17 protein-coding genes are annotated in these 15,172 nt (G+C 62.3%); 8 read left to right on the top strand and 9 right to left on the bottom strand.

Translation table 11 applies throughout. The annotated features are described in order from the left end of the window. Window positions 1-61: 61 nt before the first annotated feature. The 9 genes from ABVQ20_RS35250 to ABVQ20_RS35290 form a co-directional block, all read right to left on the bottom strand. Window positions 62-895: an ABC transporter ATP-binding protein gene (locus tag ABVQ20_RS35250; RefSeq protein ID WP_354464436.1), complete on the bottom strand. Its 834-nt coding sequence runs from the start codon at window positions 893-895 to the stop codon at window positions 62-64. Next, entirely contained in the window at window positions 892-1,716 is an 825-nt protein-coding gene (locus ABVQ20_RS35255) for an ABC transporter permease (protein ID WP_354464437.1), read from the bottom strand. The genes ABVQ20_RS35250 and ABVQ20_RS35255 overlap by 4 nt, the downstream gene beginning before the upstream one ends. Next, on the bottom strand, window positions 1,713-2,555 hold the full coding sequence (locus tag ABVQ20_RS35260) for an ABC transporter permease (protein ID WP_354464438.1): 843 nt from the start codon (window positions 2,553-2,555) through the stop codon (window positions 1,713-1,715). Before ABVQ20_RS35260 ends, ABVQ20_RS35255 begins: the two co-directional genes overlap by 4 nt. A gap of 1 nt (window position 2,556) precedes the next feature. Next, the gene (locus ABVQ20_RS35265; RefSeq protein ID WP_354464439.1) at window positions 2,557-3,648 is read right to left on the bottom strand and encodes an ABC transporter substrate-binding protein; all 1,092 of its coding nucleotides are present in this window, start codon (window positions 3,646-3,648) and stop codon (window positions 2,557-2,559) included. 28 nt (window positions 3,649-3,676) lie between these two features. Further along, window positions 3,677-4,597, bottom strand: a complete 921-nt coding sequence (locus ABVQ20_RS35270) for a TauD/TfdA dioxygenase family protein (protein ID WP_354464440.1) — start codon at window positions 4,595-4,597, stop codon at window positions 3,677-3,679. A 68-nt stretch (window positions 4,598-4,665) separates the two neighbouring features. Beyond that, entirely contained in the window at window positions 4,666-5,991 is a 1,326-nt protein-coding gene (locus ABVQ20_RS35275; RefSeq protein WP_354464539.1) for an LLM class flavin-dependent oxidoreductase, read from the bottom strand. A gap of 176 nt (window positions 5,992-6,167) precedes the next feature. Continuing rightward, the gene (gene msuE / locus ABVQ20_RS35280; RefSeq protein WP_354464441.1) at window positions 6,168-6,725 is read right to left on the bottom strand and encodes an FMN reductase; all 558 of its coding nucleotides are present in this window, start codon (window positions 6,723-6,725) and stop codon (window positions 6,168-6,170) included. Between the two features lie 424 nt (window positions 6,726-7,149). Then, complete coding sequence (locus tag ABVQ20_RS35285) at window positions 7,150-7,341, bottom strand: hypothetical protein (RefSeq protein ID WP_354463403.1); 192 nt, start codon at window positions 7,339-7,341, stop codon at window positions 7,150-7,152. 683 nt (window positions 7,342-8,024) lie between these two features. After that, entirely contained in the window at window positions 8,025-8,441 is a 417-nt protein-coding gene (locus ABVQ20_RS35290; RefSeq protein WP_354464442.1) for a Ros/MucR family transcriptional regulator, read from the bottom strand. A 678-nt stretch (window positions 8,442-9,119) separates the two neighbouring features. Between ABVQ20_RS35290 and ABVQ20_RS35295 the strand changes: the two genes are divergently transcribed. The 8 genes from ABVQ20_RS35295 to ABVQ20_RS35330 all read left to right on the top strand — a co-directional run bounded on the left by ABVQ20_RS35295 (window position 9,120) and on the right by ABVQ20_RS35330 (window position 15,066). Next, entirely contained in the window at window positions 9,120-9,284 is a 165-nt protein-coding gene (locus ABVQ20_RS35295; protein WP_354464443.1) for a hypothetical protein, read from the top strand. Window positions 9,285-9,532: 248 nt separating this feature from the next. Next, entirely contained in the window at window positions 9,533-10,090 is a 558-nt protein-coding gene (msuE, locus tag ABVQ20_RS35300; protein ID WP_354464444.1) for an FMN reductase, read from the top strand. 34 nt (window positions 10,091-10,124) lie between these two features. After that, a complete protein-coding gene (locus ABVQ20_RS35305; RefSeq protein WP_354464445.1) occupies window positions 10,125-11,489 on the top strand; it encodes an LLM class flavin-dependent oxidoreductase in 1,365 nt (454 codons plus the stop codon). 25 nt (window positions 11,490-11,514) lie between these two features. Continuing rightward, entirely contained in the window at window positions 11,515-12,360 is an 846-nt protein-coding gene (locus ABVQ20_RS35310) for an ABC transporter permease (RefSeq protein ID WP_354464540.1), read from the top strand. A 47-nt stretch (window positions 12,361-12,407) separates the two neighbouring features. Further along, complete coding sequence (locus ABVQ20_RS35315) at window positions 12,408-13,406, top strand: ABC transporter substrate-binding protein (RefSeq protein ID WP_354464446.1); 999 nt, start codon at window positions 12,408-12,410, stop codon at window positions 13,404-13,406. Window positions 13,407-13,423: 17 nt separating this feature from the next. After that, window positions 13,424-14,185, top strand: coding sequence for an ABC transporter ATP-binding protein (locus tag ABVQ20_RS35320; RefSeq protein ID WP_354464447.1), 762 nt, complete (start codon window positions 13,424-13,426; stop codon window positions 14,183-14,185). A 240-nt stretch (window positions 14,186-14,425) separates the two neighbouring features. Further along, on the top strand, window positions 14,426-14,692 hold the full coding sequence (locus tag ABVQ20_RS35325; RefSeq protein ID WP_354464448.1) for a helix-turn-helix domain-containing protein: 267 nt from the start codon (window positions 14,426-14,428) through the stop codon (window positions 14,690-14,692). Then, complete coding sequence (locus ABVQ20_RS35330; protein ID WP_354464449.1) at window positions 14,689-15,066, top strand: XRE family transcriptional regulator; 378 nt, start codon at window positions 14,689-14,691, stop codon at window positions 15,064-15,066. The genes ABVQ20_RS35325 and ABVQ20_RS35330 overlap by 4 nt, the downstream gene beginning before the upstream one ends. Window positions 15,067-15,172: the final 106 nt, after the last annotated feature.

Genomic DNA, 15,172 nt, shown 5'->3' on the forward strand with positions numbered 1-15,172 from the left:
GTCGGACCGCGACATCCCGCGGTCAACGAGGCTGAGGCGCTGCTTTGAGCCATGTCGGCGGTCAGGCGCTGCGGCGAGCGAGTTCGGCGTCAGCATCGTTTCCAGTCCGCGACACGCCGAGCCAGGATAACACCTCGTCGCGAAGCCGAATGAAATTCGGATCGGAGCGGTCGCGAGACACTGCGTCGGTCACGGGCAGAATCGTGGCGATCCGCCCAGGATGGGGATGCATGATGACGATCCGATTTCCGAGATAGACTGCTTCATCGACGTCGTGCGTGACGAGCACGGCGGTCGTGCCCTCGTGCCGGACGATCCGCTGAAGCTCGTCCTGCAAGCGCAGCCGGGTTAGCGCGTCGAGAGCCCCCAGCGGCTCGTCGAGCAATAGGAAGCGCGGCTTCGTCACGAGCGCGCGGGCGATTGCCACGCGCTGCGCCATGCCGCCCGACAATTGGGCAGGATAGGCTTTGGCGAATTGATCGAGGCCGACGAGATGCAGATGGTCGCGAACGAGTTCGCTCTTTTCGGCAGCGCCCAACCGACTTTGGCGCAGCGCCGCCGCGACATTAGCCTCGACATTGAGCCAGGGCAAAAGCCTGTGCTCCTGGAAAACGATCGAGCGGTCGAGACCCGGCCGTTCCACCTTCCGACCGTCGACCCGGATGTCGCCGTCATAGTCAGTGTCGAGGCCGAGGATGAGCCGCAGCAAGGTGGATTTGCCGCAACCGGAGGATCCTACGATGCTGACGAACTCGCCCTCGTCGACTGCAAGATGGATATGCGACAGAGCCTGGACCTGACGGCCGGCGACACTGAACCTCTTGCTGACGTCAGCAATCTCCAAAGCGTGGCTTTGGCCACGTCCCCGTTCGGAAATGGCGACAGGGCCGCTCATGGGATCCTCCAGCGCAGAAAGCGATGCTCCAGGGAGCCGGCGATGACATTGAAGACCACGCCGACGCCACCGAGGAGGAGAACGCACAGCAGCAATAGATCCATGTGGAACAGATGCTGGCCCTCGTTCATGCGCCCGCCAATACCTGGTGCGATGTTGAGCAGAAGCTCGGCCCCTACCGTCGCGGTCCAGGCGTAGATCAGAGCGGAATGAAGGCCCGTGAAGATTTGCGGCAGCGCACCCGGAATGGCGATAATCCGGGCGAAGTCGAACCAGTTGAAGGTCAGCACGTCGGCAAGCTCGCGATAGCTGCGCGGGATGCCGGACACGCCCTGCCAGGTGTTGATCAAGGTGGGCTGGAACGCTGCGAGCGCGATGAAGACGACCTTGCCGGCCTCGCCGCCGCCGAACCACATCGAGATGAGGGGAACCCACGCGAAGAGAGCGATCTGGCGGTGTACCAGCAGCACTGGCCCGAGCAGGCGTTCGATGAGGCGGGAAAAACCGATCGCCAGACCAAGCGCGATTCCGGCCGCACTGCCACACACGAAACCGATCAGGTCACGCTCCAGGCTCGCCAGTAGATTGACGCCGAGACCACCGTGGCTGAACTCGGCCACGCCGCGGGCCACCACCTCTTCGAGTGACGGTAGGAAACGCGGGTCGGCAGCGCCGGCATGCGCGAGCAACTCCCAAATCGCGAGCAGCGCAATTGGCACCGCAAGTGGCCGCAAATGTCGGCCGATGAAGCGGAAGGGCGGCGGTGCGATGGGAGCGCTGTGCGACAGCCGCTCCCGACCGTCAATCGTAATGATGCTCATCGGGGGATCTCCGGACGCCAGCGTTGCAGATGGTTTTCGACAAGCGTGAGCAGGCCATGGATCACCAATCCGATCAGGCCGACCACGATCATGGCCGAAATAACAAGTTCCAATTGAAAGAGCTGACGGCCATAGGCCATCAGGTATCCGAGCCCTTCGAACGATGCGATGAGTTCTACCGCAACCAAGGTTTGCCAGCCGTTGGCAAGGCCTTCTCGCAGCCCTGTAAAGATCGAGGGCACGGCGGAGGGCAGCACGATCATCGTGAGTTTCGACCAGCGGCTGAACGAAAGGACCCGGCCAAGCTCCACATAAGCTTCCGGAACGTCGCGCACGCCTTGGGACGTGTTCAGGACGACAGGAATGAAGGCTGACCATCCGATGACGATGATCTTCAAGCCTTCGTCGATGCCGACGATCAGAATGACGATCGGCATCCAGCCGAGGGTCGGGACCTGGCTGAGGGCGAGGAACAGCGGATCGACGAATTCGCGAAGGGTCTTCGACAGGCCAACCGCCGTGCCGAAGACGAGACCCACCAGCGCACCGGCGGCGAATCCCTCCGCAACGCGCTCAAGGCTCGTCACCGTGCTGGACAGCAGCGAGCCGTCCTGGATGCCGTCCCATAAAGTGTCGAACACGATCCACGGCGGCGGCAGGATCTGCTCCGGCAACTGGCCGAGGAGAGCGGCGACGGTCCAGGCCGTCAGAAGCCCCAGCGGCACCACGAGGCCGAGAACCAGGATGCCGGCCGCGGGGAGAATGCGCCGGCGAGTGGGGGCAGCACCGGCGGTGCTGTCCCCATGGCCGGTCTGGGCCGCGGCTTGCCCGCCGCGCATCTTAGTTGCTCGCCGCTTTGGTGTGTTCGACTTGGCCCTCGGTGACTTTCTGGCCCTTCGCGTCAAAGGTGGACCAGTAGTTCTTGAGCTCGAGGTCTAGCAGGGCCTGCTTGAGGTACTTGGTCTCGAACCAGCTATCGATATCGACGTCCTTCTTGATCAGGCCATAGGCTTTGGCGCGCTCGGCTTGGTCCTTGTAGCGCGCGATGATGAAGTCATCGACGACAGGCGACAGGCGATGGGCCAGCGGTTCGTCCTTGAAATCGGCCTCGAAGCTTTCGACCGGCAGGCCGGCCTTCGACCAGAGCTCGAAGACTGCCTGGCGATTGGCCTCGTCTGAGCCGAAGCGCGCGGCCTTGACGAACGCGCGCACGACCTTGGCCGTGAATTCCGGGTGGGCCTTCTCGAACTCCGCGGTGACGAGGAGCCCGGAGTTGCGCCCGAGGGTCGGGTCGTCGTTCTTGGTCGAATAGATGATCTTGACCGCGCCGCGCTTGGCGAGGTCGAGATATTCAGAGCCGCCGAAGGAAGCCTCGACATTGCCCGAGACGAGCGCCGCCGTGGCGGCATTCGAGTCGAGACTGACGAAGCGGATATCCTTTTCGGTGAGGCCGTGCTTTTCGAGAACGCGGTCGGTGGCGATCTGCAAATTGGTACCGCGGAACTGCGCCACCTTATGGCCCCTCAGGTCCTCCACGGTCTTGAGCTGCGAATCCGGGGGCACCGCGAGATAAAGCGCATCATGGCTGCCGGCTGAGGCCAGATATTTCGTCTGCAGGCCGCGCGAGCGGCCGACGATCGAAGGCAGATCGCCGAGGCCCGCGGCAAAATCGAGCTGGCCCGCGGCGAGCGACTCGTTGAGGGCCGGCCCGGCGCCGCGGAAGAAAGTCCAGGTGACCTTGACGTCCGGAACGTCCTTGAACTCGGCTTCGACGAGTTGCTGCACATTGGCCACGGCGACATAGTCGCCATAGGCATAGGGCCGGTCGTCGATGCCGGTTCCGGGATAGCCGATGCGGATGAGGGTCTCGGCCGACGCGGGAGCGATGGCGAGGAGGCCGCCGATCAGGGCTGCGATATGCGCGAATTTCATGAGTGAGGATCCTTGCTTGAGGGAAGGGTCAGGCGGCGCGGGTGACGGCGTCGCGAACCAGCTTCTTGCGGGTGACGCTGCGACGGCCGTCGACGCTCACCGGTACGTCGCCGTCGAGCGTGGTGCGGCGCACGACACGGGCGCGGTCGCCGTAGTCGTTGACGGCGTAGTGCTGGGTGGCGCGGTTGTCCCAGATGGCGACATCGTTTGCCTGCCAGCGCCAGCGCACCGTGTTTTCAATCCGCAGGACATGAGACTGGAGGAGGGCGTAGAGCTGCTCGGAATCGCTCTTCGAATAGCCGACGAAGCGCTGCACGAAAGAGCCGAGTACGAGCGAGCGCTCGCCGGTCTCCGGGTGGACGCGCACCACGGGATGGTCGGTCTCGTAGACGGTGGAAGCAAAAACCTCCTCGTAGTGGCGGCGATCGGCCTCGGTGGCATGCGGGCGCTGTGCGGCATAGTCATAGGCATTGCTATGGGTTGCCCACAGCTGTTCGGCGGTCGCCTTGAGCGCCTGTGGCAGGCTCTCGTAGGCCGCCACGGTGTTGGACCAAACCGTATCACCGCCGACCTCGGGAATGGTCACGCCGCGCAGGATCGAGATCTTGGGATAGGCGTCGACGAAGGTGACATCTGTGTGCCAGGCATCGGCGCGGCCACCTCGTGACGCGTCAAGTTCAAGGATCGACGTCGTGCCGTTGCGTACATGCTCGGTCGGATGTGGAACGAGATTGCCGAGGCGCTTGGAAAAACGCTCCTGCTCGGCATCGGTCAGCTGATCCTGGTCGCGAAAGAAGATCACCTTGTGCTGCAGCAGGGCGGCATTGATGGCCGCGATTGTCTCGTCGGAAAGGCCGCCCGAAAGCTTGATGCCGGCGATCTCGGCGCCGATCCGGGCGGCGACGGGTTTGATCGTCAGTGAGGATACGGTGGCTTGTGATGTGGTCATGACGGACTGCTCCTTGGTTGGCCGCCGGCGTCGCTCGGCCCATTGCCGGGTTGGTTGACTGGGAATGGTTACTCGGCCGCCTGACTGCCGGGCTCGCGGTGAGGGGCACGATGAGCGGGATGTTTCAACCCGAGGTTCTCGCGAAGGGTACGGCCCTCATATTCGGTGCGGAACAGGCCGCGGCGGCGCAACTCGGGGATGACCAGCTCGATGAAATCGTCGAGCCCGCCAGGCACCGTCGGCGGCATGATGTTGAAGCCGTCGGCTCCGCCTTTCTTGAAGCGCTCTTCGAGTTCGTTTGCGATGGTCTCAGCCGTTCCGACAAGCTGCCAATGGCCCCGCGCCCCGGCGATGGTCTCGTAGAGCTGACGGATGGTTAGATTTTCCCGCCGGGCGAGATCGATGATCAATTGCTGGCGGCTCTTGCCGCGCTCGGTCTCGCTCAAGTCCGGCAGCGGCCCGTCGAGCGGATAGGCAGAAAGGTCGACCCCGCCCGAGAGGTTCGACAGGAGCTCCAGCCCGACGTCGGGATGGATCAGCGACTGGATCTCCTCAAACTTCTCGCGCGCCTCGGCTTCGGTTCGCCCCACCACCGGAAAGACGCCCGGCATGATCTTCAAATCATCGGGATGGCGGCCATACTTCTCGAGGCGGCCCTTGAGGTCGGCATAGAAGCTCTGGGCCTCCGGGAGCGTCCGCTGGGCGGTGAAGACAACCTCGGCGGTGCGGGCCGCCAACTCTTTGCCTGCTTCGGAGGAGCCCGCCTGGACGACGATCGGGTGACCCTGCGGCGAGCGCGAGACCGTCAGCGGCCCGCGCACCCGGAAATGCGGTCCGCGATGCCCGAGGACATGCAGTTTCTCCGGGGCGAAGAAGAGCCCGCTATCCTTGTCGCGCCGGAAGGCATCATCTTCCCAGCTGTTCCATAGGCCAAGCACGACATCAGCGAACTCCTCCGCCCGTGCGTAACGGTCCTGATGGGCGAACTGGCTGATGTTGCCGAAATTCGCCAATTCGAGCGGATTGGACGAGGTCACGAGGTTCCAGCCGGCTCTGCCGGCGCTGATCTGATCGAGCGAGGCGAATTTGCGTGCCAGGTTGTACGGCTCATTGAACGTGGTGGAGGCTGTGGCCACCAGGCCGATGCGCTCTGTCACCACGGCGAGCGCTGACAGGAGCGTCAATGGCTCGAAGCCGACGGCCCATTCATCAGTCCGGGAGAGGGATTTGAGATCATCCGTGTGGGCCGCGACCCCATCAGCCAGGAAGATCAGGTCGAATTTCGCACGTTCGGCCGCCTGGGCAAATGCGATGCGCTGCCTGAGGCTCGTCGTGGCATCCGCGGCGGTATCCGGGTGACGCCATGCCGCCACGTGGTGGCCAGCTGGATACATAAAGGCGCCAAGCCGTAGCTTTCCAACCTTGCTCACCTTCGATCTCCTTTTTTCGGTCAACAATAGAAATTCACGATGAGGACGGCGTTTTACGGGAGTGTGCGATCTGTCAGGATTTCAGCGATGTTGCTGTCGGCCAACACCTTGCCGGCGTCATCCTTTCCGCCGCACAACGCTTAGGCGGCCAGGCTGACCCCGCCGGTCTCTCCGACCAGCCGACACGCTTCGATTACCGCCTGTTCCATGCGGTTGCGGATGGCTTCGGATATGATAACGCCGTCGGCAAAGTCCCGGTCGGAGGCGTAGATACCTGTCGGGATGGTCAACGCCTCGAAGAAGCCGAAGAGCGGGCGAAGCTGATGTTCCACGACTAGGGAATGGCGCTCGCCGCCCCCAGTCGCCGCAAGGATGACTGGCTTTCCCTTAAGCGAGGACGGCTCCAGCAGATCGAAGAAATGCTTGAATAGCCCAGTGTAGCTGCCTTTGAACGTCGGCGAGCCGATCACCAGGACAGCGGCGCCCGTCAATTGTTCGACGATGTTTCGGGCCGATGGATCAAGATCGCTAAGCCGCCTGGCCTGTGCGAAGGAGGGGCCGAAATCCTCGATATCGAAAGTCGCTGAAGATGCGCCAATCTTCTTGGCCACCTGCCCAACTATGTGGTCGACGAATACCCTCGTCTTGGAAGGACGAGTAAGATTGCCCGACACCCCAATCACGAACTTTTTCGACATTACCTGGCTCCTCAAAGCGATTAGCGCCAGTTAACTCTATCGATTTAGTAGAATTGGAAGAGAGAGCGTATTTCAAAAACAAGGCGCCAATCGGATGGAGTTTGCGAAACATCGACTGCAATTGGTTCATTCGATGCTGATTGAGACGGATGAGGCAACCGCGATCTCGTCTCTGGCGCTGCTGACGCGTAGGCGCCTTGAGCATTCATGATGCGCCAGGATGGATATTCTGCTGAATTTCACCTGCCGGCGCTGTTTCGTGGACGCGCGCTTGGGCCTCCCAATTTCTATTGCCCGTCTCGGCTCATGCGGGGCGGGCTTCTTTGCGTTCTGGGAGGATTTGCTCACCATGGTTCATAGTGGCGACGCAACCGTCCGGTGAGCGCCTCACCTGAGGGATTACACGGCGGCCATGGAGATCGCCTCAGAAGCGGCGCCCAATCGGAAACCTTAGCACCTTGGCGTTTTGGCGTGGCTGCTTGAACTCTTCGACGGCAACCGCCTCAATCAACAGGTCCAAGGCTTCGCGTCCCCTCCGGCTCATCGGGTCATCGCCACGAAGGTAGTGATACGCTCGATCTAAATGCACTCGGGCGGCGGAAAAATCGCTTGTCATGTGACCCTTTCAGTAGCCGCCCGCGTCAGTCGTCTACGAGGTGAGGGTCGCGCAATCGTCAATATCCACAGACGGATTTGATTTAAATCGGGGACATCGGGGGAGTAGCCAGGACGTCGCCCACGGTGACTGAACCGGCTGACATCGAGGCCGAGGTCTCGGCGTTCCTCGCGCGCCTCGAGGCCGGGGGCCCCTGACATGATGCCGCACTCGAGCCCGCCGACGAGATGGCCTCAGGATAAGATTTGCAAGGGAGCGCTGGGACGGATGCGATCGCTCCTGTCAAAGAAGGGGAAGGATCGCAGCGATTGCGTGGACACGCTCCTTGATTTTCGTACTCAACCATACCGCCGAGACAGAGGTAAACCGGCCTTCGCCAGCATGGCAGCCACTTCCTTGGCGGTTTTCGTAGCACGCCGGTGAAGAGCCTCGACCGCTACGGTCCTGATCAAGACGCCGCCGAACCCCATTTTTAGGAAGCGCCGCCTGGCTGCTTCCACACACTCCAATCCAGCATGTCTGGGTCAACCTGATCGTCGCTGGTGAAATCTCGGATCAAGCCACTGTCGACCTATGCCAGCGAGGCTCGCCACCTCGGCCGTATCCACGTGTAACGTTCGCGACGGAACTCAACGCCACCCATCGGGGTAGCGTTGAATGCCGAAGGCGACAGCGGCCGCACCTCAGGCCTTCGCCTTGCGTTTCGCCACAGGTTTCTTGGTTGGAGGCGCCTTCCTTCCCAAGCCAAGCGACTTTGCCAAAGCCGATCGGGTCGCCGAATAGTTCGGCGCAACCATGGGATAGTCTTTCGCCAAACCCCATTTCGCCCGATATTCATCAGGCGTCAGCCCATGGCTGGTCGCAAGATGGCGCTTAAGCGACTTGTATTGCCTCCCGTCTTCAAGGCTGATGATGTAGTCCGGAAACACCGACCTTTTAGGATTAACTGCCGGCTTGGGGGCGGGCTCTGGGGTACGAGACGGCGGGCCAATATTCGACAATGCCGAATTCACGCTCGCGATCAAATCCGGTAATCCAGAGACTGGCACCGCGTTTTTCTGCACATAAGCGGCAACGATATCTGCAGTAAGTTCGATCATATTATTGTTAGGTTCCCCGGGCATCAGCGTGCTCCTTCAATCACAACGTCCTCATATCCGTCAAAGAGACGATATGCATCCAACCTATGCCATTTGGATTTTGTCTGATCAATCCGGGAATTTAACATTTCTGCGCGACGGCAGTGAGTACAACCTTGTAGCGATTGCATGGCGTGGTTTTCAACCATCACGTCATGTAGAGCGAATGCACGCCAAACAACCTCCTGGGTCGTGCACGGCAAAGGATGTTGAAATTACGGGAGGTGACGATATTCTAAAGCGTCGAAGGCTGCCTCGGGATTACGCAAGGCTGGATATCATTGAATATAGATCGACAATTCCTAATAAAGCCATTGCTGTTGCTACATAAGGTCGCTAGGCAGGCTGCCTAACCGCTTACGAAAAACATCTCACCACCTAATGAGGTTCCTAAGTCGTGTGGATCAGGTTTGTCCACACGACTTAGCTATAGGCGTGGGACGATAATGCCAGCGATTCGGTGCTTCCGCCTGTACGCCCTTCCTTTATGTGGCCGCGTCCGCGGATGCGCCGAGATGGGGGCCAGAGAGCGCCCGCCTCCACGGGGCCCATGCCGCCGTACCAGCGGCGGCAGTCCTCAAGGCGCAGCTTTCCAGCGGAAATGGCTGGCCGGAGATTCGGTCCTGCTTCGATTTCCGAATGGCGACGTTCCTGCCCTTCAACAATGTCGGCAGGCTGCCGCTCGCTCTACGCTATCCGTCGGTCAGCCGCTGGTATCGCCAGCTCGACGCTCACGCGACCCCGTTCAACGGGCTGGATGCGCCAGAACTGCGTCCTGCGAGGAGCCAGGCCGAGCCGAACTAACATTGGTCCGTGATTGCCGGAGAGGATTTCCTCGCGCGCGGGACCCCTCAGTCTAAACCGGAAAGGATCGGTGTTCGACGCCTGCGGTGACGACACCAACGCTCGAAAACCCGCATCAGCTGAACCAATGAACGGCGCGACGACGCAAACTCAATCCCCCTATTCCGCCAGTTTTGAAATCTTCTCGCTCATTTAATTCTACAAAATCGGTAGTCTTAATGAATAAACATCTGCGAGGAGAGCTTGGCATGTCGAAGAAGCTGGTGGTGGGAATATCTGGCAATCTGACCCGTCCGTCGAAGACCAAGGCATTCATCAGCCAAATCGCCGGCGAGACGGCGAACCGCATCGGGGCGACCTCGGCGATATTCGACATTGAAGATTTCGGTCCGTCGCTCCCGACCGCACGGCGCCTCGGTGATCTCGATCCGGCGGCCCGCGCCATCATCGAACAGTTGGCCAGCGCCGACGTGCTGGTGGCTGGGTCGCCGACCTTCAAAGGCAGTTATACCGGCCTTTTCAAGCATTTGTTCGATCTGCTCGATCCCGCGTCGCTGCGTGGAAAGCCGGTCATCCTCGCGGCGACCGGCGGCGGCGAACGCCATTCGCTGCTCGTCGAGCATCAGCTGCGGCCGCTCTTCGGCTTCTTCGAGGCACTCACCATGCCGACCGCGATCTACGCATCGGACAAGGACTTCGCCGATGGCATCCTCGTCTCAGAGGCCATCCACGCCCGCGCCCAGCAAGCGGTCGCCGAGGTTTCCCGCATCGTCGGGGCGGCGCGCGCCGTCAGTCTCGCCGCCTAATTGCCAAGCAGCCGTTTCGAACAAGGACCCACCCATGACCAGCTCCAGCAAGTCCAGACAGATCAAGCTCGGCGCCTTTCTGCCTGGTGGCGGCCAGCATGTCGCCGCCTGGCGCCATCCCGAGGCGCCGGCCGACGGCGCGACCAATTTCGAGTTTCACAAGCAGCTCGCGCTGACTGCCGAACGCGGCCTGTTCGACGCCTATTTTCTCGCCGACAATCTGACGGTCGGGCTCGGCGCCCGCGAGGGCGGCAATGGCAAGATCGCCGGTTTCGAGCCGGTGACGCTGTTTGCGGCGCTGGCCCCGCTGACGAGCCATCTCGGCTTCATCGCCACGGCCTCGACCACCTATGAGGAGCCTTACACGCTCGCCCGTAAATTCGCTTCTCTCGACCTTTTGTCGAATGGCCGGGCGGGCTGGAATGTGGTGACCTCGGCGGGCGACGAGACAGCGCGCAATTTCAATCGCGACGTCCAGCCCAACCACGCCGAGCGCTATGCGCGGGCGCATGAGCATGTCGTGACGGTCAAGGCGCTGTGGGACAGCTGGGAAGACGACGCCTTCATCCGCGACAAGAAGACGGGCCGCTTCTACGACAAGGACAAGCTCCACGACATCGACCACAAGGGCGAGCACTTCAGCGTGAAGGGGCCGCTTAACGTGCCGCGCCCGGTGCAGGGTCATCCGGTGGTGGTGCAGGCTGGGCAGTCGGAAGACGGGCGCGGGCTTGCGGCGGCCTCGGCCGAAGTCATCTTCACCGCGCATCAGAATCTTTCCTCAGCGCAGGAATTCTATCGCGACATCAAGGCGCGTGTGGCGACGGCCGGCCGCGATCCCGAACAGGTGCTGATCATGCCAGGCGTAGCGCCGTTCGTCGGCCGCACCGAAGAGGAGGCCCGCGCCAAATACCAGCAATTGAACGACCTGATCCTGCCCGAGGATGGCGTGGCGCTGCTCAATGCACTTGCCGGCCAGACGCTTGACATCAGGGGCTATCCGCTCGACGGGCCGCTGCCACCGAGCAGGGAAACCGAAGGCATGAAGAGCCGCCAGGCGCTGATCCGCCAGATCGCCGACGAGCACAACTTCACCATCCGCCAGCTCTATCAATGGGTCGCAACCGCCCGAGGCCACTACACGGTGATTGGCAGCGCCGCCCAGGTCGCCGACCAGTTGGAGGAATGGTTCACCAACGAAGCCGCCGACGGCTTCAACATCCTGCCGCCATGGCTGCCCGGCGCACTCGACGATTTCGTCGACCTGGTGATCCCCGAACTGCAGCGCCGTGGCCTTTTCCGCACCGCCTATGAGGGCAGGACGCTGCGCGAGAATCTCGGCCTCAGGCGGCCGGAGAACCCGTGGACGGTTGCGCGCTCGACCGTGCTCGCCGCCGAATGACCCGTTTGAAGCGAAAGGCATGACGATGACTTTGCAGCACATCGAACGGTCGATCGGTATCGGCAGGCATGAAAGCGGCAACGGCTTCGGCAAGGAGGCCTTGCGGCTGGCCGGCCGGACCTCGGCGCGGATCCTGTCGCGCTACGGCGTGCTTCTCGGCTTCCTGGCGCTCTGGCAGGTGGCGGCGAGCAGCGGCTGGGTCAACGCGGCGGTACTGCCGCCGATCGACGCGATCGTCGTGGCACTCTGGAAGGGCCTCGCCGGCGGGAGCCTGCTCGGCGACATCGCCATCAGCCTGCAGCGCGCCGGCTTCGCCTTCGCCGCGGCGGTTGTTGTCGCCGTCCCGCTCGGTCTGGTCATGGGCCAGGTCCGCGCCGTCGAAACCGCGCTCGATCCGATCGTGCAGCTTTTCCGCCAGACCTCGGCGCTGGCGCTCTACCCCGTCTTCATCCTGCTTCTGGGGCTGGGCGAGGCCTCCAAGGTATTCGTCATCTTCTGGGCGACGCTGTTTCCGCTGCTGCTCAACACGATCAGCGGGGTCAAGGAGGTCGATCCGAAGCTGCTCGAAATGGCGCGCGTCTACGGCGCCCGGCGGATGACCGTGTTTCGCCGCGTCGTGCTGCCGGGGGCCGTGCCTTCGATCTTCGTTGGCCTGAGGCTCGGCGCCACCACGGCGCTGCTGCTCCTGATCGCCTCGGAAATGATCGGGGCCAACAAGGGCATCGGCTTCCAGGTGATGAATGCCCAGTACAATTTCCAGATCCCGCTGATGTTCGCGGCGATCGTCATCCTCGCAGCGCTTGGCCTGATCGCCAACCAGCTTCTGATCAGCTTGCAGCGGCGGCTCTGCCGCTGGAACACTTCCGTCTGAGACGATGTCTCTAAATCCTTATTTCTCGAACCATGAAAGACCGGATCATGACCATCACACGCCGTTCGCTTCTTTTGCGTGCTCCCATCGCCGTCGGCATCATCGCCGCCGGGCTGCCTACCATCGCGCGGTCGCAGGCTGCTTCCGTCAAGATTCGCTATCTCGCCGGCCGCGGCGGCATCTCTCCGCATGAGCTCGCCGACGCGCTCGGCTATTTCAAGGGCCTCGGCATCGAGCTCGAAAATGTCGGCTATGCCGGCGGCGGTCCGGAATCGCTGTTCGCGCTGGCCTCCGGCAGCGTCGATCTGGGTTCGGCGGCTACGCCAGCCGTGATCAACTCGATCGCAGGCGGCAACGACTTCATCGCGGCTTATCCAAGCAACGGCATCAACAAAGACGTGAAAAGCGTCTTCTATGTGCTCGAAGACAGCCCGATCAAATCGATCGCCGACATTGCTGGCAAGACCATCTCGGTCAACACGCTCGGCGCCCATCTCGACTATACGGTGCGCGAAGCACTGCACAGCGTCGGCCTGCCGCCGGATGCCGCCAAGCTCGTCGTGGTGCCGGGGCCGCAGCTCGAACAGACCTTGCGCTCGCGCCAGGTCGACGTCGCGGGGCTCGGCTACTGGCAGGCGACCTTCGCCGGCGCCCTGGTCAGCAATGGCGGGGTTCGCGGCGTGTTCAACGACACCGATGTGCTCGGCGAAATCGCCGGCGGTTTCGTCGTGCTGCGGCGGGACTTCATCGCCGCTAATCCCGACGCTGCCCGCAACTTCGTCGAACAGTCGGCGCGCGCCGCCGACTGGTCTCGGCAGAATCCCGACGAGGCGCGCAAGGTTCTCGCCGACGTCCTGAACAAACGCGGCGAGAATGGCGATCTGGCGCGTTACTGGACCGGCTTCGGCCTGCGCGAGAAGGCGGTGGCGACCGACCACGACGTCGACTTTTGGGTGAGCATTCTCGAGCGTGACGGCCGTTTGCCGAAAGGCAAGCTCAAGGCCGCCGACATCCTCTACCGCCCAGGCGAAACCAAAATCAACTGAATATGGAGGCACGCGCCATGGCTGTCGCAAGCGGCGGCGAGGTCACGATACGCGACCTGTCGAAATCCTTCGCACTCGGCGGGCGCCAGCTTGCCGTGCTGCGCTCGCTCAATCTCGACATCAGCTCAGGCGAGTGCCTGGTGATCGTCGGCGCCAGCGGCTCGGGCAAGACGACGCTGCTCCGCATCCTTGCCGGGCTGGAGAAGGCCGACGGCGGCGCTGTCGCTATCGACGGCAAGCGGATTGAGGGTGTCGGGGAGGAACGGGCGGTGATCTTCCAGGAGCCGCGGCTGCTGCCCTGGCTCACCGTGCTCGGCAATGTCGCCTTCGGTCTCGAAGTTCGCGGCGTGCCCAAGGCGGAGGCCGAGAAGAGGGCGCGCTTCTACATCGCGCTGGTCGGCCTTGCCGAGTTCAGCGATGCCTATCCACGGCAACTTTCAGGCGGCATGGCGCAGCGCGTCGGCATTGCCCGGGCGCTCACGGTGCAGCCCGAGATCCTGCTGCTCGACGAACCGCTCGGCGCCCTCGACGCCATGACCAAGATCTCCATGCAGGAAGAGCTGGCACGCATCTGGAGCGAGGAGAACGTCACCATGGTCATGGTCACCCACGACTTGGAGGAGGCGATCTATCTCGCCGACCGGGTGCTGATCCTGCCGAAGGACAAAGGCGGCGCGGCACGGCTGATCACCGTCGACCTGCCACGCCCCCGCGAACGCAGCGAAAGCCGCTTCGTGCGCTATCGCGAGGAACTGTTGCGCGAGTTCGGCCTGCACTGAGTGTCGGCTGTTCGACGACGCTGCAGGCCGCCTCGGTACGCCGCGGAAGCGAACGGATAAAGAAACTTGCACCCCCTTGCACTCCAATGTGGCCGGCAATCACGCATCCGGGACGTGCCGGGCTTTCACGCACGAACGCCTCGCATGGGAAAGGACCAAAGTCATGACTGAAGACATCACCGCCGAAGTGAGCAGCGGCAACGTGTTTGCGGACCTCGGCTTTGACAACCCGAAGAGGAATTGCTTAAGGCCAAGCTGGCCCGCGAGATCCGCGCCATTATCAAGCGCCGGCGCCTGACCCAGGCGAAGTCGGCCGAGCTGCTCGGGATGAAACAGCCCGACATCTCCGCGATCGTCACCGGGCGCACGGGGAAGTTTTCAATAGACAGGCTGGTTCGCTGCCTGGACCGGCTCGACTACAAGGTCGATGTGGTGGTGCGTCACAAGCTTCGCAAACACGGCGGTAGCCGACCCGACGCGGGGCGAATTGAAAAAGCCTGCGCATGACGAAGCTGAGGAGGTTTAAGCCCCAGCCCGTCGGTCATTCCATCCTCAAGGAAATGCTGGCGCTGCACCTCCAGCAGCTTGAGATCGAGAATGGTGGGATGGAGGCCTTCCTCCCCAAGACGGGATTGGCGCGAGGGACCTACTACACGATGCTGCGCGGTATCGGAAATCCGACCCTCAAGACAATGGAGCGCATCGCTTCCAGGCTCAATATGACCGTATTCGAGTTGTTGGGCTTCGAGATCGACGATGCGCGCAGAGCGCTGAAGAAGCGCGGCGTCGACTATGATGAGTTGACCTCAGCCATCCGGAAAAAAGATGAAACTACCCGGCGAATAGCGCGGAAGACCCGGTCGCAGAAGCTATCGGGCTAAGAGAAACAGGCCGGCCATCGTCTTTTCGCATGGGCCTGCGAGAGAATCGAGCGAGGCATGCTCGGACGCGCGCCGTTATGCCGTGCCATCGCGCCCGGTGCAGTGG

It is taken from the genome of Mesorhizobium shangrilense (genome assembly GCF_040537815.1).
Lineage (GTDB): Bacteria > Pseudomonadota > Alphaproteobacteria > Rhizobiales > Rhizobiaceae > Mesorhizobium > Mesorhizobium shangrilense.